Source organism: Bradyrhizobium sp. BRP23 (assembly GCF_020194135.1).
Lineage (GTDB): Bacteria > Pseudomonadota > Alphaproteobacteria > Rhizobiales > Xanthobacteraceae > Bradyrhizobium > Bradyrhizobium yuanmingense.
This window is the reverse complement of the sequence record NZ_JADYVW010000013.1, coordinates 31,324-49,626: the sequence shown is the minus strand read 5'-3', so window position 1 is coordinate 49,626 and position 18,303 is coordinate 31,324. Positions and strand designations below refer to the sequence as shown.

The 18,303-nt window shown below is 58.4% G+C and carries 15 protein-coding genes; 7 read left to right on the top strand and 8 right to left on the bottom strand.

What is annotated here, in order from left to right; genetic code table 11:
• Positions 1 to 55 precede the first annotated feature (55 nt).
• Positions 56 to 2,401: a 5-methyltetrahydropteroyltriglutamate--homocysteine S-methyltransferase gene (metE, locus tag I6F24_RS28965; RefSeq protein ID WP_225130918.1), complete on the top strand. Its 2,346-nt coding sequence runs from the start codon at positions 56 to 58 to the stop codon at positions 2,399 to 2,401.
• Between the two features lie 1,264 nt (positions 2,402 to 3,665).
• Here metE and I6F24_RS28960 read toward each other — a convergent pair.
• The 5 genes from I6F24_RS28960 to I6F24_RS28945 all read right to left on the bottom strand — a co-directional run bounded on the left by I6F24_RS28960 (position 3,666) and on the right by I6F24_RS28945 (position 7,394).
• On the bottom strand, positions 3,666 to 4,265 hold the full coding sequence (locus I6F24_RS28960) for a hemerythrin domain-containing protein (protein ID WP_225130916.1): 600 nt from the start codon (positions 4,263 to 4,265) through the stop codon (positions 3,666 to 3,668).
• A gap of 1,006 nt (positions 4,266 to 5,271) precedes the next feature.
• On the bottom strand, positions 5,272 to 5,874 hold the full coding sequence (gene fixJ / locus I6F24_RS28955) for a response regulator FixJ (RefSeq protein ID WP_225130913.1): 603 nt from the start codon (positions 5,872 to 5,874) through the stop codon (positions 5,272 to 5,274).
• A 449-nt stretch (positions 5,875 to 6,323) separates the two neighbouring features.
• Positions 6,324 to 6,452 carry a hypothetical protein gene (locus I6F24_RS37665; RefSeq protein WP_275945328.1) on the bottom strand — a complete coding sequence of 43 codons (129 nt, stop codon included), beginning with the start codon at positions 6,450 to 6,452 and terminating at the stop codon, positions 6,324 to 6,326.
• 123 nt (positions 6,453 to 6,575) lie between these two features.
• Positions 6,576 to 6,818: a hypothetical protein gene (locus I6F24_RS28950; protein WP_225130911.1), complete on the bottom strand. Its 243-nt coding sequence runs from the start codon at positions 6,816 to 6,818 to the stop codon at positions 6,576 to 6,578.
• A gap of 237 nt (positions 6,819 to 7,055) precedes the next feature.
• Positions 7,056 to 7,394, bottom strand: a complete 339-nt coding sequence (locus tag I6F24_RS28945; RefSeq protein ID WP_225130909.1) for a hypothetical protein — start codon at positions 7,392 to 7,394, stop codon at positions 7,056 to 7,058.
• 906 nt (positions 7,395 to 8,300) lie between these two features.
• On the opposite strand from I6F24_RS28945, the gene I6F24_RS28940 reads away from it, so the two are divergent.
• Entirely contained in the window at positions 8,301 to 8,519 is a 219-nt protein-coding gene (locus I6F24_RS28940) for a hypothetical protein (protein ID WP_225130907.1), read from the top strand.
• A 433-nt stretch (positions 8,520 to 8,952) separates the two neighbouring features.
• On the opposite strand, the gene I6F24_RS28935 is transcribed toward I6F24_RS28940, so the two are convergent.
• Positions 8,953 to 9,282: a hypothetical protein gene (locus I6F24_RS28935; protein ID WP_225130906.1), complete on the bottom strand. Its 330-nt coding sequence runs from the start codon at positions 9,280 to 9,282 to the stop codon at positions 8,953 to 8,955.
• 111 nt (positions 9,283 to 9,393) lie between these two features.
• Between I6F24_RS28935 and I6F24_RS28930 the strand changes: the two genes are divergently transcribed.
• A complete protein-coding gene (locus I6F24_RS28930) occupies positions 9,394 to 9,726 on the top strand; it encodes a hypothetical protein (RefSeq protein ID WP_225130904.1) in 333 nt (110 codons plus the stop codon).
• 656 nt (positions 9,727 to 10,382) lie between these two features.
• Positions 10,383 to 10,568 carry a hypothetical protein gene (locus tag I6F24_RS28925; protein ID WP_225130902.1) on the top strand — a complete coding sequence of 62 codons (186 nt, stop codon included), beginning with the start codon at positions 10,383 to 10,385 and terminating at the stop codon, positions 10,566 to 10,568.
• A gap of 757 nt (positions 10,569 to 11,325) precedes the next feature.
• On the opposite strand, the gene I6F24_RS28920 is transcribed toward I6F24_RS28925, so the two are convergent.
• Positions 11,326 to 12,525 (bottom strand): IS256 family transposase, encoded by a 1,200-nt coding sequence (locus I6F24_RS28920; RefSeq protein ID WP_225130900.1) that lies wholly within the window; start codon positions 12,523 to 12,525, stop codon positions 11,326 to 11,328.
• 286 nt (positions 12,526 to 12,811) lie between these two features.
• On the bottom strand, positions 12,812 to 13,141 hold the full coding sequence (locus I6F24_RS28915) for a MarR family transcriptional regulator (protein ID WP_345944124.1): 330 nt from the start codon (positions 13,139 to 13,141) through the stop codon (positions 12,812 to 12,814).
• Between the two features lie 803 nt (positions 13,142 to 13,944).
• Here I6F24_RS28915 and I6F24_RS28910 point away from each other — a divergent pair.
• The 3 genes from I6F24_RS28910 to cysN all read left to right on the top strand — a co-directional run bounded on the left by I6F24_RS28910 (position 13,945) and on the right by cysN (position 18,158).
• On the top strand, positions 13,945 to 15,099 hold the full coding sequence (locus tag I6F24_RS28910; RefSeq protein WP_225130896.1) for a sulfotransferase: 1,155 nt from the start codon (positions 13,945 to 13,947) through the stop codon (positions 15,097 to 15,099).
• 210 nt (positions 15,100 to 15,309) lie between these two features.
• Positions 15,310 to 16,275, top strand: coding sequence for a sulfate adenylyltransferase subunit CysD (gene cysD / locus I6F24_RS28905; protein WP_225131002.1), 966 nt, complete (start codon positions 15,310 to 15,312; stop codon positions 16,273 to 16,275).
• Positions 16,275 to 18,158, top strand: coding sequence for a sulfate adenylyltransferase subunit CysN (cysN, locus tag I6F24_RS28900; RefSeq protein ID WP_225130895.1), 1,884 nt, complete (start codon positions 16,275 to 16,277; stop codon positions 18,156 to 18,158). The genes cysD and cysN overlap by 1 nt, the downstream gene beginning before the upstream one ends.
• Positions 18,159 to 18,303: the final 145 nt, after the last annotated feature.

The window sequence follows — 18,303 nt, the reverse complement described above, 5'->3', positions numbered from 1 at the left end:
CGACTTCCCCTGCCTGCGTCCGCCATGGCCTTTGCCCCCAACATGGGTTAACGCTATGTCTCTTCTCTCCCTCCCTGTTGCCACGCTCGGAACGCCACGCATCGGTCCAAGGCGCGAGCTCAAAGTCGCTCTAGAAAGCTACTGGGCCGGAAAAAGCAGCGAACAGCAGCTGCTCGAGGACGCAGCTGGCCTGCGTGCCGCGAATTGGGCCCGTCAGAAATCTATCGGCGTCACGGTCATTCCATCGAACGATTTCTCGCTGTATGACCAGGTGCTCGACACAAGTGTCATGGTTGGCGCCATCCCGGAGATCTACGCCTCGAAAGCCGAATCCGTTTCGCTCAAGACATACTTCGCCATGGCCCGCGGTTCACAATGCGACGACCAGGAAGCGAGTTGCGGTCACGGACCGCGCGGATTTGGCGCACCCGCGCAGGAGATGACCAAGTGGTTCGACACCAACTATCACTATATGGTCCCCGAGTTTCACAGGGGACAGACTTTCAGGCTATGCTCTCGCAAGCCGATCGAGGAGTATGAGGAAGCCAAGGCCCTTGGCTTTCAGACCCGCCCCGTCCTGATCGGGCCGGTCACATTCCTAAAGCTCGGCAAGAGTCCCGATCCCACGTTCCAGCCACTCTCACTGCTGGATGAACTGATACCGCCCTATATCGAGGTTATGCAGGAATTGGCCAAACGTGGGGCAAATTGGGTTCAGTTCGACGAGCCCAGCCTAGTTCTTGATCTGGATGAGGGGACGCGAAAATCTTTGCGACATGCCTATGACCGGCTCGCCAAGGAGGGGCCGGCGATCAAGCTCATGGTTGCCAGCTATTTCGGCGACCTCGGCGACAATCTGGACACCGCCTTGAGCCTGCCAGTTGCCGGGCTGCACCTCGATCTGGTTCGAGCGCCACAGTTGTTGCACCAGATCATCGCTGGCGGCCGAAGTGATCTCGTCATGTCGCTCGGTGTCGTCGACGGTCGGAATGTATGGCGGTCGAATTTGTCGTCGCTGCGCCAGCGGCTCGAACCCGCGATTGCGAAGCTCGGCAAGGATCGTGTACAGATCGCCCCATCCTGCTCGCTGCTTCATGTGCCGGTCGATGTTGAACTCGAGACCGGCCTCGCTTCCGACGTCAAGAGCTGGCTTGCTTTCTCGGTCCAGAAGATGCGGGAGCTTGCGATCCTAGCGCGTGCACTCGCAGGCGACCAGAATGTTGCGTTAGCTCTTGCCGAGTCGGAAGGTGCCGCGACTGTCCGCCGGACTTCGCCGAAAATCCGTGATGCCAATGTCGCTGTCCGGATGAGAGCGATCGACCAGACCATGTGTCGGCGCGCGAGCCCATTTGCCCGTCGGGCCGAGATCCAAAGCAATCGATTCGGACTACCGGCTTTTCCTACCACGACGATCGGATCATTTCCGCAGACCACAGAGATCCGGAATGCCCGTGCGGCGCATGCGCGAGGTGCGATAAGCGACGAGCAATACGACAAGTTCCTCAAGGAGGAGACTGCGCGCGCCGTACGTTGGCAGGAGGACATCGGTCTTGACGTCCTCGTGCACGGCGAGTTTGAGCGCAATGACATGGTGCAGTACTTCGGCGAGCAACTCGCCGGCTTCGTATTTACCAAGAGCGGATGGGTGCAGTCCTACGGCTCGCGCTGCGTCAGGCCACCGATCCTGTTTGGCGATGTAGCACGGCCGAAGCCTATCACCGTGGACTGGTGGCGCTACGCGCAATCACTAACAAGGAAGCCGATGAAAGCGATGTTGACCGGACCGGTGACGATCTTGAACTGGTCCTTTGTTCGGGATGATATTCCCAGAAGCGAGGTCTGCCGCCAGATTGCGCTCGCGATCCGAGACGAAGTCCGCGATCTCGAGAATGCTGGTGCGACCATGATCCAGATCGACGAAGCTGCAGTCCGCGAAGGATTGCCGTTGCGTCGATCGGAGTGGGCGGCTTATCTCGACTGGGCCGTCGATTGCTTCCGCATCTGTTCATCGGGCGTCGCCGATCAAACGCAAATTCATACGCATATGTGCTACTCGGAGTTCAACGACATCATTGGTGCGATCGCTGCAATGGACGCGGATGTCATCTCGATCGAGACATCGCGCTCGAAAATGGAACTACTCGACGCGTTCAGGAACTACGAATATCCAAATCAGATCGGGCCGGGCGTGTACGACATCCACTCTCCACGCGTTCCCGAGACGAGCGAAATGAAGGAGCTGATGGTGTTGGCTCGGACGCGGCTGCAGGATTCGCAGCTCTGGATCAATCCAGACTGCGGCCTGAAGACGCGCAAATGGGAGGAGGTTCGGCCAGCGCTAGCGAACATGGTCACTGCCGCCCGCGAACTGCGCGCTGCATTCGATCCGCGAGGCCGTTGATCCGGGCTTCGGTCTCTTTTCGACAAAGCTGATCCGCTTGTGGTCATTTGCGCGGGAGCCTTAGGAACATAAAAAATGCCCCGCCCCGCTTAGCGGGCCGGGCGAAAGTCTGGGAGGAGCGAAGCTGACGCATTCGCGCGGACTTCCATCGGCGAAGCCGCCAGTTCGATCACGGCGAGGACATTCGCCGAAAATCTGAGCCGAGTTGAAGCACAAGATCAGCGTAGCTCAATTATGCCGTGGTATGCGACCGTATAGCCTGAGAGTTAGAATCTACACCAAGGTTTGTCGCTCATGAGCACGTCGGCACGATTACGACAGCAGCGAGGGGGCATGCCGGGCGGTCGCCGCAGGACAGCAAACTCGGTGCGCTTTCCTGCCTGGAGCCTTATGTTCGATCAGGGCGACGTAAGCCCGGCTCCATGGATCTCGCAAGCTTATCCAATGCATAAGCGGTTGCTAAATTTGAACCTTGCTTAAGGCAGTCCTTGGTCGACCGGTTCCACCCGATAGTCGGGTTTCGGCTTGGGCGCTGAGGAGCACCCTATCGGCACCGCGGCATCATCAAGCTCGTGACACCCTCCGCATGGTCCGCTCATAGATCTCAAACAGAGGTTTCTGGACCTGATTACGGAGTGTCGCCGATGCCTATGGCCGCTCCAAGGCCAATGGGAGGGCATGCTGCACGCCGCATACACGTATGTAGGATCGCGTGAAGCGGTCACGCGTCAGGAACGAGCATCATTTACGATGCGGATCCCCATAGGTTGTTGAAATCCAATTGCGCCAGAACTGGTCGTGGCGATCCACGTCCAGCGCCTTGCTGTTGGTGCTGAACGTACCCGGGACTGGCAGTGCCTCGCATTCGCGTGCAGTGAGTAGGACCGGCTGCGGCCGGATGTCTCAGAGCGTATGGGGCGGGGCTCAAGGAGTGGGTGCTTCGCCGCACCCGCGCGGCGGCAATCGTCCGTCCTCATCGGTCGGCGGACACGAGAGGCGTCCGTTTCGCGCGATATCACTGCGCAACTGACAGACCTGCGAGGTTTACATTGTGGTGCCGGAACCAGAGCTCAGCTAGGCTCCGCCATGCTGTTTGCGCCGGTGGTCGAGGAAGCGATCACGTTGCGCAGAAGCCATTTTGGGGGGGGGGCGGCAGCCTACGTGCCCGCGAGCACCCCCATTTTCTTTCGACAGAATGAGCATGAGGTCCACTTCCTGCTGTCAAACGGCCGCGTCAATACGGCCCGTCCGTCTCGGCGCTGTGTCACGGATTGCCGGCCTTGGCGGACGACAACGCGACCGAGCTCCGTTCGGCCTCAGCTTCTTGCTCCAATTGCAGAATATGCGCTCTTAGCGCATCGGAAGTCGCTGCCGCTGTCTCGCTGAACAGCGGATCTCCATCATTGGTGAGGGCGGAAGCGATTTCGGTCCAATCCTTAGCCGAGAGAGCCTTCAGAGCGGCGGGAAAGAAATCTCGTTCTTCCCACATCATGTGGTGCCGCTCGCGTACTATAAAGTCGCGTATGATATTGCCGACGTCTTGCCGAAAGAGGTCACGATCCGCGAGGATAGCGTCAATAGCTCGCGCGAAGTGGTGCAAACGGTCGACGACTTCCTGGTGTTCAAGCGCGAGATCGCCGACGATTGCAGCTGCCTCCGGATCGCGAGACTTGAGCTTGAAAAAAATCAAGTCTTCCTGTGGATGATGGTACACCTCGGGGTAAACCTCGAAATAGCTGATAATCGCGCGAATGACCTCATAATCGGGCCGGATCCCCTTCTCAAAAATCTCCAATTCGCGTTGAAGAGCGACCAGAAGAAGATCAATGTTGCGATGCTCTCGAAGCAGAAGATCGATGATCATTGCGGTGTTCCTGGAGGCACAATCTAGGCTGGAAGCGATTTCTGCCATTTGCAAGACTGCCCAAGCCGAATTCGGTGTCCTTCGCGGGGCTGCGATTTGTCCGCGCCATTCGACGCAAAAAGTAGCGCGCTTCAATTTGAGCTGGCGTAAATCAACTTAGCTGAAGTGTTGCACAAAGCTCCTGGGCAGTCCGTCGTTACGCAGCACGACCGCACAGCGCACGAAACCACCTGATAGAGGTATTGGGCTGCCTGGTCTTCGCGGTAGATCTCGCTATTGGGAGTGAGACGCTTCGGTCTCGGAATTATGCCAAATGGTTCACGACGATGAGGTCGCCCACGCAAGACGCTGGTCGGATGGCGTCTCGTCTCGCTAGAACTGGCGGCCTGGGCGTGCATGGCGGACCCTATCTTACCAACGTCGATTCGACGCAGATTGGCTGCTCCTGACGAATTGGAAATTTGGATGTTTTCCCTAGGTAGAAGCCCCTAAGTATTTACACGTAAGTCCATGAGCGGGGCGTGTATGGGGCGACGCGGTCACTTGGTTGCTCAAACATGCTCAAATCGGATTACGAAGCTGCATGCTGGCTTCGTCGGCCGCGCACTGCCGTACCCCTGAAGAGCTCCAGCCAGCCGAAACGTTGTCGTCCATCGCCACTTTCGGCTCGCCGCAGGAAGTCTTGTTCGGCGCCTTGACTTTGATCCTCGTCAGCATCGGTCGGCCGCGGAGGTGACGGGGCCGATGTTGACGGCATCCTGATCGATGTACGCTGGCGTGGTGACGTGCTTGATGATCATGCGATAAGTACGCATGTGGACCGAGTTGGGGTCTAGCCCGGATCATAGGTCTCGGCTCGCGTGACATATTGACCTGGCGCAACGGCCGGCCTGGGTGTGTTGCATCGGCAGGCGTCACCGAAAACATGATCGGCTCGGTGCGCGCGAAACCTGCCGTTCGTCAGCTTGATGCATGAATAAGCCATTCACGCTATTTTGCGCTGCTGCTAGAGTCCCGCGGTAATGGCGATCCGCATCAACTCGGACATGCTGCGGACATTAGTCTTGGCCATCAGGTTCGCACGGTAAACCTCGACTGTCCGCGGACTGATGCCGAGATCATGGGCTATCACTTTGTTAATCTTGCCGGCTAATAGTCCCTGCAGGACGTCGCGTTCGCGGGACGAGAGATCCGCGAGGCGGGCTTCCGCCTGCAGTTTCGCTGCGTCGGCTGGCTTTGTTGGCCGCGCTTCCAAAGCACTATTGATCGCACGCAATAGCACCTCCTCCTCGAACGGCTTCTCGATGAAGTCGACCGCACCCGCTTTCATCGCTTCCACTGCGAGCGATACGTCGCCATGACCAGTTATTAAGAGGACGGGGCAGTCGGCGCGATCGGCTTTCACTTTTCTGACGAGTTCGAGACCGCTCATAGCCGGCAGACAGATGTCTGACACAATGCAGTCAACCGGACCGCTTGCGACGTCATTGAGAAACGCGGTCGCCGTCTCATAGGTTGCTACGTAGAAACCATTAACATCAAGCAGAAACGCGAGCGAGTCCCGCATAGCGGCGTCATCGTCGATCACGAGAATGCGCCGCCCAGTCATGTGTCTTCACTAAGCTCCGCAATCGCGCGGTGAACTGAAAGATCCTGTCGCCGCCCGGATTCCTCGTGGCTCGATGATCGTCCAGCAGATCGATAGCCCCACACCCATGCCATGCGTGTTAGACGTGACAATGGGCTGGAACCGGCCGTCGCTGATGCAGAGCAGGGTAGCGAAGCTCCCCCAGTCCGCGGCCGCGGCGAAAGCGGGAAAAACGACCGGAAGGTAGATGATCGTGCCCGTGCGGTCCTGAAGATGCGGACTAACGCCCGTCGCAGCACGAGAGCCAACGCGGCGTCTGCCGCGCCAGGCCCATAGCCGTACCTGATGTGGTCCGACATGTTTCTGGCAGGCCCTCTCATTGATCAACTCTAAATTGTTTACCACGAGAGGCCACCCCGAGGCAGTCCCGGCCTCAACTCACGCCAATCTATTGCGCAGGATGGTCGCCGCTATCCGGGCCAGATGCGCCAGTGCGTCGGCTGCACGGCGACGCGTTCTCCGGTCTTTGCCTTAATCCAGCCGTCGAAGATCCGGCGGCAAGGAAAGACCACCCGGTGAATGGTGTTACCCTCGATCACGGCAATCTCCAGATCCCGATCAAAGGGCGGCGCAGTTTCGAGCCGCTCCCAGGTCAGGTCGCCACTAGATCCTGGACGGAGTTCATCGCTGCGGGCTGACAAATTCAGGCAACCTTCTGAACACTACGGACGAGATCGCTTGGTGTGCCGCGCGAACAGGCTCAACTCGGTATAACCTAGGCGGCGCGTGCTCTCGATGGGGTCGGCCGCGGCCGGGATTTTATCGGCCGTGGCGCCGTTGAACCTATCGTGCCGGGACATGATCCGCTCGCTAACCGAAATATTAGGATTGGCGCTGCGAAACAACTCCCGGGCTTCGGTCGAATCGATCTGAATCAGCTCAAGCCCGCGGCGGTTGGTATTCATCGCTGTTCTGCAGAAGTTAAACTGGACTGCGCTGCGACGATCTGGCCGGCGCCGCGACAAATGTCGCCGTAGTCTGTCATGCCGAAACATCCTCCGTTGGTGAAAATCTCCTTGTCCCACGACGTCAGCGCGGGGCGTTGGGTTGTGATGACGTCAGCCGCGCCCTTACGAGCGGAGCGGCATCCCCAATCGAGAACGGGAAGGCGCGGGAATTTTCTTGACACCATTCGGATGGGCCTAGTTGCGCTCGGCGCTGATCATCGCGCCCGTCCGCAGGTCGATGAAGTGGACGCCATCGCACGCAGCGCAGGTTATTCTGTGCAGGTCATCGGCACGCGGTTCGGGTGCGTCCGGCAGCAGTCCTTGAACTCGGTCGCCGGTATCTGGACATGAAAAGATGATGGGGCGCCAAGTCTTTCTGTCTGCCATGTGTGTGACCTTGGACTGGAAGCTCACTTCTATCAGTAGGCAGTCGCCGCAGAATTGATACAGGTCAAAAAGAGCTGATGCGCGTCCAAAACGGCCAAGCTCGAGCGGCTGCTGCGAGCCCGACAGGCCCGCGTTGGCAGGCGACATGTCTCAACTCGGGCGATCCGCCAGGGTCCCGCGTTGGTCTGCAACACGCCAGCGTGTAGCCGAGTTGATTTGAGGCGCATCCCTCGCGATGGGCCACGACAGCATCTGTCCTCAATGCTGCGATAGCCAGCAAGCAGATAGTCAATTGATCGCTCGCTTCGCATTGTCGGCAGCCTTGCCGGCGCTGATCCCAGATAATCTTTGGCGCTGAAGTCCGGAATCTTGGCCTTATCAAACGTTGGCTGCGACAAGCCTGATCATCGGCTTTGCTGTCGGGGCGGCAGGGCGGACCGTCAGAAGGTCGGGGCGGTTCGCCTCATTGGCCCGCGATCACGTGCGCGTAGTCTCGCCGTCGATAGTCCTGGCCGCCGGCACGCCTCAGAAATGCCTCTGCCCGGTCATTGGCGCAATGACCTGGTGTTTGCGGCAATGCCTCGTGAGACCACCAAATATCGCGTGTAAGGTTCGCGGCGTCTCGAGCCTCCATATTGCCAGCGGTTGAGTATGGGAGTTCAAGGTGCAAAATTGTAACGCTCCCCCGAGATCGCGATCGATAGAGATCAATAGCCGGCATCTCGGGCGTGACGGCGCATGCTGCTCTCGATCCTCTCTTCGAGACATTCCCCAATTCATCGTCACCCCAATTTGTTGGTCGAGGGCTTGAGCAGACCAGAAGACGCTGTCCCTCGGCTCAAACAGAGTGCGATCTGCAAAGCTAGACAGATAGAGATAGCGCGGCTTGCGGGACAACAGGAGCGCGCGGGCCGCGCTGCCAAAGTCTCGACTTTATCTCGACGGAGCAGCGGACAACCAAACCTCTTGGGGGTGCTGCTTGAGGCAGATCAAATACTCTTGAGGCGCCAATGGCAGGATGGTGGATAAGCAAACCCACAAGAAGAGGGGGCCATGCCTTCATTTAACGTTCGGTTCATTAAGACCGTTTGTGACGATACCGGTCACGAACATCGTGCCTGTCAGGCAGCGTTTAAGATCGATGCCGCCTCGCTAAGTGCTGCTGCACAGCAGGCGGAGACCGATTTCTGCAAGCAAAAGAGTGTCCGCGATTGGACAGTCTTCGCCGATGTGATCGAGCTTCGAACCCCGCCTGCATTGCCGCCGGCATAGGCTGGTTAGCTTGAGTTTGGCGAGAAGTCTGCGAATTGAGTTGTGGGGTCAATCTGTAATCTAAGCGTGATCCCGGACAGGGTCGTGTCGACCGTCGATTCGAGAGAACAACTGGTGATGCTTTCGTCAATTCGGCGGGCACCCTGTTGTCTCACCACACCTAAGCGGACCTCGCTGGACGGTTTGCCGCCTGCCGTTCAATGGGGTCTGCAGCGCTCCGCCAAGCATCGTACCGGCAGGGCCATCCGGATCGAAGGACCTGCTCCCACAAGTCGGTCTTGTTTGATCCAATGTCAAAAACAAGTCTGCCTCCGGCAGCTATGGCTGTTTCGAAGGGTTAGGCTTGGTTGTCCAATCTGCACACATATCCTTGACGGTTTAGACATCTCCTCAGCCGGTTACGCGCGGGCCTGTCCCAGACATCCGAACCGGCTTAGTTGAGCTCGCAGGACATCGATGCGATCGCACGTGACCTTAGTCTGTCCGTATCCGCCTTTCGAACCATGGCGCAAAGACCGGGCTCTCCTGAACTCTTGAGCAAGCGCCTCGCACTTGGCGGTGTTTCCGAGAATGCGCTTGCTGCCGCAATCGAGACTGCGATCTGCAACGCGTGTGTGGCCTGTGTCAGACCAAAGTCCGCTGCGCCGCCGACCTCGAGAGCCAACACCATGCAAGTCCGCTCAAAGACTGCCCGAACGAACAGACCCGGCGCGATCGGTCGTGAGATATCCTCCGGCTGCTCTTTCGCGATCATCTCGCTCAATCAGTTCCTCACCGAAGATCTTGACTCCTGAGCATGCCCGCATTCAAAGAAGGCCGATACAGGACAAGCCCATCGCCGCCTCGAAGTCCACGACATAGTGAAGCAGCCCTTATGTCTATATTCGCTGTTTCTGCCTACGTCTTCTTCTTTGCCGCAGCGATGGGACACGATCCGGCGTTTACGTTCTGCGTATTGCTGGCTTTCGTCGCCAGCCTGGCCGCCGCCGCCGTCGTCGTCCTCAATCGCCGCTATGAACCGCCGGCGCGACTACCCCCGGCGGAGATCAAAGTTCGGCCGAACTACAACTCGGTCCGATCAGATTCGCCTCAGCGACGGCGAGGTGGCCGCTGGATAAGGGAAATCAGTCTCAAAGGGCAAGGCGTGTTGCATCCAGACGCTCAACACAAAAGAGTGCGCTCCACCTGCTCGGGCGTATATTCGTGACAAGGGCGGCAATATTCTTAAAAACGCGGATGGTCATTATCGTGTCGATCTGACGAAGCCCCGATAAGTGGATACGTTAGCGACAATAAGGCGTGAGAAGCCTCCTGTGTTCTCGGCGATGCGGAGCACCTGAAGGAGAAGCGGGATTGCGCCATGCACCCTCAAGTGCGGCAACATCCGGAGAAAACTCGCGTAGAGTTCTTAATCGCGACTGTTGCTTCGATGTCACCAAATGTATGAACCCGCGATCTACGCTCGTGCCTGACGAGGGACGACATGTTTGATGTTTATTTGAACGGAAGGCGCGATCTTTTGGTCGTTCCGCGAGGCATTGCGATCCCCGCGGGGTTGGACGGCAATTGGAAGCGAAAGAAGCGGGCGGTGCGTTTAGTGAGCGATGCCATTCGCCAAGATGTCCAACGGCGCGGTTACCACCGACGTAGTTTGACCTCAAATCGGTCGGAGACGGCAGTTGAGACCTCGTCACAAACGTAGCCAAGGCGGCTATCTCCGCTGACCCTTTCTTCGAAACACTATGGGCAGAAAGCATGACCGAACTTATACGCTGGCGCGAGTTCCGATGAGTGCCTCTTTTTTACGGTCGTCGCTCCGAAAAAAATGTGTTACAGGCGCTCCTCTCAGAAGGAGCATTCATCGTGAAAAAAGCAACCAAGAAACGCGTTAAGCGGCGCGAGTGGACGAAGGCAGATATCAAAGAGCTCAAAGTCCATTCGAAGGCTCGGACCCCGGTCATAAAAATAGCAAAAATGACCAAACGCAGCGAAGGTGCGCTACGCCAGAAGGCCTTAAATCTCGGAATCGGACTCGGACATCAGCGGTAATTGTGAGCAACGCTGGCTAGTGGCCGGTAGGGCGGCTCGCGGGCCGCCCTCTTTGGCCATACAGACTTTGTCGCACATTAGCGTGGCCGACCCGCGCTGAGAGAAGTTTTCAGGCACGTACTGGATGCCTTCAATGTCGCGGAACGTGCTCCAGCGCTTTGATCAAGTTTCTTGGAAGGCGGTTTCGACAGCCGCTTGCGATGTATGATCGCGAGTGAAGAGATAGTCTTAGCCATAGCCCTGTCTCGAAGATAAAACCCCAAGACACTCGGCCCCGGAACGCATGCGATGGTGCCACTACGCCCAGTCCTTGGCGCGTTAGTTCGAGAAGCTGACCAGTCTCAGAGGAACTCCTGTAGGGGCCGAATCTAGCATCCGTTCGGCCAGCAGCTTCTTCAGCTTCGGCGAGGCAGTCTTGGCCGCGCTGGGCCGAACACATCGGCTGATCGCTTTAGCGAAATGGAAACAACTCGCGAATGGGGCATCCTCGAAGCTCGTGCCAGACTAAAGTTTGGGCGTAAGCGAACCTCGCCGAGCCTGTTGGCTAGCTCGAGCTCCGAGGCAATATGGCGCGCTCAACAGCAATTGAAAAAGCGCTCTGTTAGCTTGATAGGTGGCGGCGCGGCGGTTACATCCTGAACCCGTCATCACCTGAGCGCCCTCGGCGTTGTGAACGGACCACAACCACCTGATCGTGTCCCTGAGCGTGGTGTAACTGGCGGTGGGACACCGCGTTCGCCGGCAAGAGCCGGACTGGTCAGCTGGCGATGGCCGGGAGGCTGACGGTTGGATCATTACTCAACGGCGCGATGGTTTCCAGCGTCATGTAACGGGCGCGCTGGACGGCCCATTCATCGTTCTGTTCGAGCAGGATCGCGCCGATGAGGCGGACGATGGCCTCCTCATTGGGGAAGATGCCGACGACCTCGGTCCGGCGCTTGATCTCGCCGTTGAGGCGCTCGATCGGGTTGGTCGAGTGCAGCTTGGTGCGGTGCTGCGGCGGGAACGTCATGTAGGCCAGCACATCGGTCTCGGCCTCGTCGAGGAAGCCGGCGAGCTTGGGTAGCTTGGGGCGGAGCTGATCGGCGACCTTCCGCCATTGCGCTCGTGCGGCCTCGGCATCATCCTGGGCAAACGCAGTGGCGATGAAGGCGGAGACGACACGCCGTCCGCTTTTGCCGGCATGGGCCAGCGCGTTGCGCATGAAGTGCACGCGGCAGCGCTGCCAGGTGGCGTTGAGCACCTTGGCGACAGTCGCCTTGATGCCCTCGTGGGCGTCGGAGACGACCAGCTTGACGCCGCGCAGGCCGCGGCGGGCGAGCTTGCGCAGGAACGCCGTCCAGAATGTCTCGGCCTCCGAGGGACCAATGTCCATGCCGAGAACTTCGCGCCGGCCGTCGCTGTTGACGCCGACCGCGACGATCACCGCGACCGACACGATGCGCCCCTGCTGGCGCACCTTCACGTAGGTGGCGTCGATCCACAGATACGGCCAATCGCCCTCGATCGGGCGAGCGAGGAACGCCTTCACCTTGTCATCGATCTCCGCGCACAGCCGCGAGACCTGGCTCTTGGAGATGCCGCTCATGCCCATCGCCTGCACCAGATCGTCGACCGAGCGGGTCGAGACGCCCTGCACATAAGCTTCCTGCACCACGGCGGTGAGCGCCTTCTCGGCCATCCGGCGCGGCTCCAGAAAGCCGGGGAAGTAGGAGCCCTTGCGCAGCTTGGGAATGCGCAGCTCGACCGTGCCGGCGCGGGTCTCCCAGGTCCGGTCGCGGTAGCCGTTGCGCTGCGCCAGACGCTCGGGGCTCTTCTCGCCGTAGGCGGCCCCGGTCTGGCCTTCCACTTCCAGCTCCATCAGGCGCTGGGCAGCAAAGCCGATCATCTCGCGCAGCAGATCCGCATCAGGGGTCTTCTCCACGAGCGTGCGGAGGTTCATCATCTCATCGGTCATCGGTGGTTCCTCGAATCAGGTTGGTGTCAGCAACCCGACCCTACCGGCGAACTGCCGGTGACCACCGCAAAGCCGCCCGCCCGCTACGGCGCTATGGGAGGGCGCGCGTGCGGACGGCTTTGCTCTACCGAGCTACACCATCACTGGGGACACGACCCAACCACCTTCGACCGCGCTGCTTCAAAACATATTCGAAGGATGGGAGACTCATGTTAGCGAGCTCCATTTCTGACAGTCGTGCGTTTGATCTTCTGAACGCCAGAGCGGGCCCTTTCCAGGCGAAGCCTCACTGTAGCAGCCTTGGCAATGAACTCGCTTGATCGGTCAACGCCGCTTTCATCAAAAGCGAGCTCAACCAGGGCTGCCTGTCGTGGCTCCAAAGTCGGAGATGCTTGCGCGTTTTGGCCGTCAGCGACATCTGCCCGATCCGGGCATCGTCTGCGGAGGACTTATGCCGCAGCAAACCGTTTTTCTCTAGCAGCTTTGAGTGGGTTGTCACGAAGGAGGGGTCGACGAGCATCAATCGTGACACCAGGTTGACCGGTACACGCATTTCTTTGCCCAAATAGTTCACAGCCATCAGGATCGTCCACCGTGGCCGAGTGATGCCCAGCACATTTAATTTGGCAAGTTCTTCGACGCACGAATCGATCTGATCTCCCACATAAATGACCGGACAAGCTCGTCTCCGTCAGTAGAGATGCGGCCAAGCGCGCTTGCTGGATCAGGTAGATCCGGAGGCATCTTAAGTCAGGTTCCATCGTTTACAAGTCTCCTTGCGCCGATTAAGGGAGGGGCAACTCTCCAAGAGCAGGAAAATCAATTACTTGGTATAACTCGGAAGGATAGGCTGGCGAACAACAGGCTGGCCGGACTATGGAGTGTCTTGGCGGACCAAGGGCAGCATTCACGCTTGCGTCGGCAGCGATGCGCGCTGACAAGATTGCTGCACCTTGCCACGTGAGATGTCCGCGACATGGTCTGCTTCTTTGCCGAGCTCGCCGAGCCGTCCGCTCTTTTGCCGAACTTCTTTGGTGTATGCCGAGCATCAGCGAGGTTGCATGTCGCATTTACGTCTTCAATACCTCAGCAACAGGGAGCTGTGATTATACGTAATAACCTTCCCATGTGCCTTGGCGGTCTTCGGCAAACGTCTGTATAGTTCGTTCCAACCTTCCCATATCCGCAATCAATCTTCGTGTAGTTGAGCTGGCTCGTGACTTCGTTTCAACTGTCGAGTAATCGAGGACGCGATTGCGGTGTCTTTCTGTATCCAGCCGATCGATCGAACTGAACGGTTCTCAAGTCATGAGTGGCAGACAAAATTCTGGTCGTTTTAGCGCTTTGCGGCTGGCTTTCTGTCGATCAATCGAGCGAGCGCCGACAGGGTTCGCTTTTCAAGGACGAGGCGTCTGAACGATGAGCGGATGTTTTGGCCGTTCGCCTGCGGTGTGCTTTCTCCTCGGTCTTCCACGATCCGGGACGACACTCCTGGCGCATTTGCTGCAGCACCATCCAGACATTGTGGCTCCGCCTGAACCCTGGTTGATGCTGGCGGTTGAAGCATTTGGCAGGGTGGATCAGCGCCATCCGGCGGGTGGCTCGCTGATTGAGGCCGCGACCTCTGAATTCTTGGGTCGGATAGATAGCACGATCCCTAGCCGCGCTTTTGCCGATGCAGCCTATGATCAGTATCTGGCACAAGCGGGCAAGCGCATCATCCTAGACAAGACACCACGCTATTGGACGGCGCTTGAGTTTCTTGAATCTGTCTATCCAGAGGCGCCACACATCCTTCTGATGCGCAATCCCTATGCCATCGCGGCTTCACTGAAATCGACGTGGGGGGTCCCACTGCGGGCAGAAAGCTCGCATCCGGTCAGCGTCTCCAGTCTCGTCGATCTCATGCTCCGTCTGCCCGACGGCATCATAACGTCACTCGCCGATTTGGTTCTGGGCCTTCCCAAGCTCGCCGCCCACCGCACTCGCCCGCGCACACAGTTCGTGCAATACGAACTGTTCGTGGCGCATCCGGACGAGGAAATCCGGCGTCTGTTGAGGGGCCTCGGCTGTGATCCAGCGGCCGTCGCATCGGCGGGGATGAGACAAGCAGATTATCTTCGATCGAGTAGCTTCGGAGACCGAAAAATCTTGGAACGAAACGCCGTCGACCAAAGCTCTGTCAAGGCATGGCAATCTCAATTGAGCGTCGAAGAGATGCAAACCGTGACCGATCTGGTCGGCGCCGAGCTTCTGCTAGAACTCGGATATGAGCAGGAACTGGTACATGCACAGCAAGCCGGAGTCCTGGATAGGGGAGGGGAGGTAACTGAACCTTATCGTCAGGTATTCCGAACCTGGTGGGATTTGCGAAGCTCCAAGGCGGGAGCATTATCCGGCCCACCTCACGCTGGAGAGCCGGTCCACACGATGGCTGCCCAGTTGCAACAGACGCTGTTGGCGTCAGAAGCTGATCGAGCTGCGGGGCTGGATGGCATTCGCAACAGCGAAGCGGCTATCGAGATGCTGCGAGGCGAAGTCGCGCGGCTTGAGCGGATCCTCAATATCCGCTAACGGATCTGAATGCTTGCGAATAAAACACGCTGGCTGATTTAGCCATTATCCTTAACCCGCACGAGCTGATCTCCCGATCAGGTGTGACCCAGGCGCCGACCGCACCAGCGGCGGAATGCGATATGCTCCCGCGTCTGCAAGTCTCCTCTCCAGTGGGGCTTGAGCTCATCGACGAGCCATGCGTCTTGGCCAGCCGTTTCCGCCGCGGATATTCCCACTCTAGGCTGGAGCCATAGAACGGCGAAGAACAGAGATCCTGCATCGAAAAGAAGGCACATGCTACCGAAACATCTGCGCCGCCTCGAAGCTGAATCGATTGAAATCATGCGTGATGTGGTCGCCGAGTTCAAAAGGCCGGTCATGCTTTACTCGATCGGAAAAGACTCAAGCGTAATGCTGCACATTGCAATCAAGGCGTTCTATCCGGCAAAATTGCCGTTTCCCCTGCTTCACGTTGACACGACCTGGAAGTTCCGCGAGATGATCAGCTTCCGGGACGCGACAGCCAGGCGGCTCGGCCTCGACCTGATCGTCCATGTCAACAAGGAGGGCCTCGCGCGCGGGATCAATCCGATCGATTCCGGCTCCGCGCTCCATACCCAGGTGATGAAGACCGACGCGCTGAAGCAGGCGCTCGACCTCCACGGATTTGATGCTGCCTTTGGCGGAGCGCGGCGCGATGAGGAAAAGAGTCGCGCAAAAGAACGGATACTCTCCTTCCGTTCGGCCGGACACGTATGGGACCCCCGTAATCAGCGGCCGGAGCTCTGGAACCTGTTCAACACACGGATCCGCCAGGGCGAAACCATGCGCGTGTTTGCGATGTCAAACTGGACCGAGCTCGAGGTGTGGGAATACATCATGCTCGAGAAGATTCCGGTGGTTCCGCTCTACTTCGCGAACCAAAGACCGATAGTGCGTCGAAATGGTGCGATGATCATGGTCGATGACCAGCGATTGCCGCTTAACGGCGACGAGACGCCGGAAATGCGCATGATCCGCTTTCGCACGCTTGGATGTTATCCTTTGAGCGGAGCTATTGAATCCGATGCGACGACGATCGAAGATATCGTCGCGGAAATGCAGACTACGACTGTGTCGGAGCGCCAGGGACGCCTAATTGATGCCGACGAAGCCGCTTCAATGGAGAAGAAGAAGCGGGAAGGCTACTTTTGATGTTTACGAATCCGGCAACAGAACTGGTCCCGGCCAGGACGAAGGATCAGCTGCGATTCATCACATGTGGCTCGGTGGACGACGGCAAATCGACGCTGATCGGCCGATTGCTGCACGACAGCAAGATGATCTACCACGATCAGCTCACGGCGCTGGAACGCGACAGCATCAAGCATGGTAGCACCGGCAATGACATCGACTTCGCGCTGCTCGTGGACGGGCTGGAGGCCGAACGGGAGCAGGGCATCACAATCGATGTCGCCTACCGCTTCTTCACGACGCCGCGGCGCTCCTTCATGGTGGCCGACACTCCCGGCCACGAGCAGTATACCCGCAATATGGCTACCGGCGCCTCGCATGCCCAGCTCGCCATCATCCTGATCGATGCCCGCAAAGGCGTGATGGTTCAGACCCGCCGCCACTCCTTTATCTGCTCGCTGCTCGGTATTCGCCATGTCGTGCTGGCAGTGAACAAGATCGATCTTGTGGCATATAACAAGGAGTGCTTCGATCGGATCGCCCGTGACTATCTGGCCTTTGCCGCCGGTCTCAGCTTCACCTCGATTGTTCCGATCCCGATCTCGGCCCGCTACGGCGACAACGTCGTGGACCGCTCCGCTCATGCCAACTGGTATCATGGTCCCTGCCTGCTCGAGCATTTGGAGAGCATTGACATCCAGTCCGGCACCGCAAGCCAGGCTTTCCGCTTTCCGGTCCAATGGGTAAACCGGCCAAACCCGGATTTTCGGGGCTATGCCGGGTCGGTGGCTTCCGGGAGGATCTCGACAGGAGACGAGATCGTTGTCGCTGCGTCGGGGCGGACCACGCGCGTCAAGCGGATCGTGACCCACGATGGTGACCTCGTCGCCGCCGAAGCCGGGGATGCGGTTACCATTACACTGGAAGACGAAATCGATATCAGTCGTGGCGACATTCTGTCGCGACCGGACGACCGACCGAAGGTGGCCGACCAGCTTGCTGCTTATGTGATCTGGATGGACAAGGAGCCGCTCGCTCCCGGACGCAATTACGTCCTGCGGATTGGATCGCAGACGATTTCTGGCAGCATTACCACAATTAGGCATCGAATCGACGTCAACACTTGTGAGCATCTGGCCGCCGGGACGCTTTCCCTCAACGAGATCGCCTTCTGCGATGTTGTGACCGCAACGCCCGCCGTATTCGATCCTTACGACCTCAATCGAAAGACCGGATCATTTATCGTCATCGATCGTTACACGAATCGTACGGTCGGGGCCGGCATGATTGCCTTTCCGCTACGGCGGGCCACCAATATTGCTAGGCAAGCGCTATCCGTGGACAGGAGGGAGCGCGCCGCGCTCAAGAATCAGAAGCCTTGCGTCATCTGGTTCACTGGCTTGTCTGGCGCGGGAAAGTCGACGATTGCCAACCTTGTTGATCAAAAGCTGTTTGCGATGTCGCGGCATACCATGCTGCTGGATGGCGACAACCTCCGGCACGGATTGAACGCGGACCTCGGTTTCTCGGAGACGGATCGCGTGGCGAACATCCGGCGTGTCGGCGAAGTTGCCAAGTTGATGGCGGACAGCGGCTTGATCGTGATCTGCTCGTTCATCTCGCCCACTAGGGCCGAACGGGACAGGGTGCGCAGCCTGGTTGGCAAGGATGAGTTCATAGAAGTCTTTGTCGATACGCCGCTCGAGGAATGCGCGCGGCGAGACCCAAAAGGCCTGTATTCAAAGGTGAGATCCGGCAAGATCAAGAACTTCACCGGGATCGATTCGTGCTACGAAGCACCAACGACACCGGAGGTTCATCTCAGGACCATGGAGCAGACCCTAGAGCATTCAGCGGAAGCGGTAGTGGATGTCTTGATGGCGCGGTCAATTCTTGATGGTTAGAGGTCCCTCGCGTCGCACCATCGATTCGCACGATATCCCGCAAGCCGGCCAAGGCGATCCAGCTCTGGCGAGCCTGCGATCGGACTTTTGGCTCTAAAGGAACAAAATGGTCGCACCCACTCGTCGATTGCCCGCTTCCGGTTAT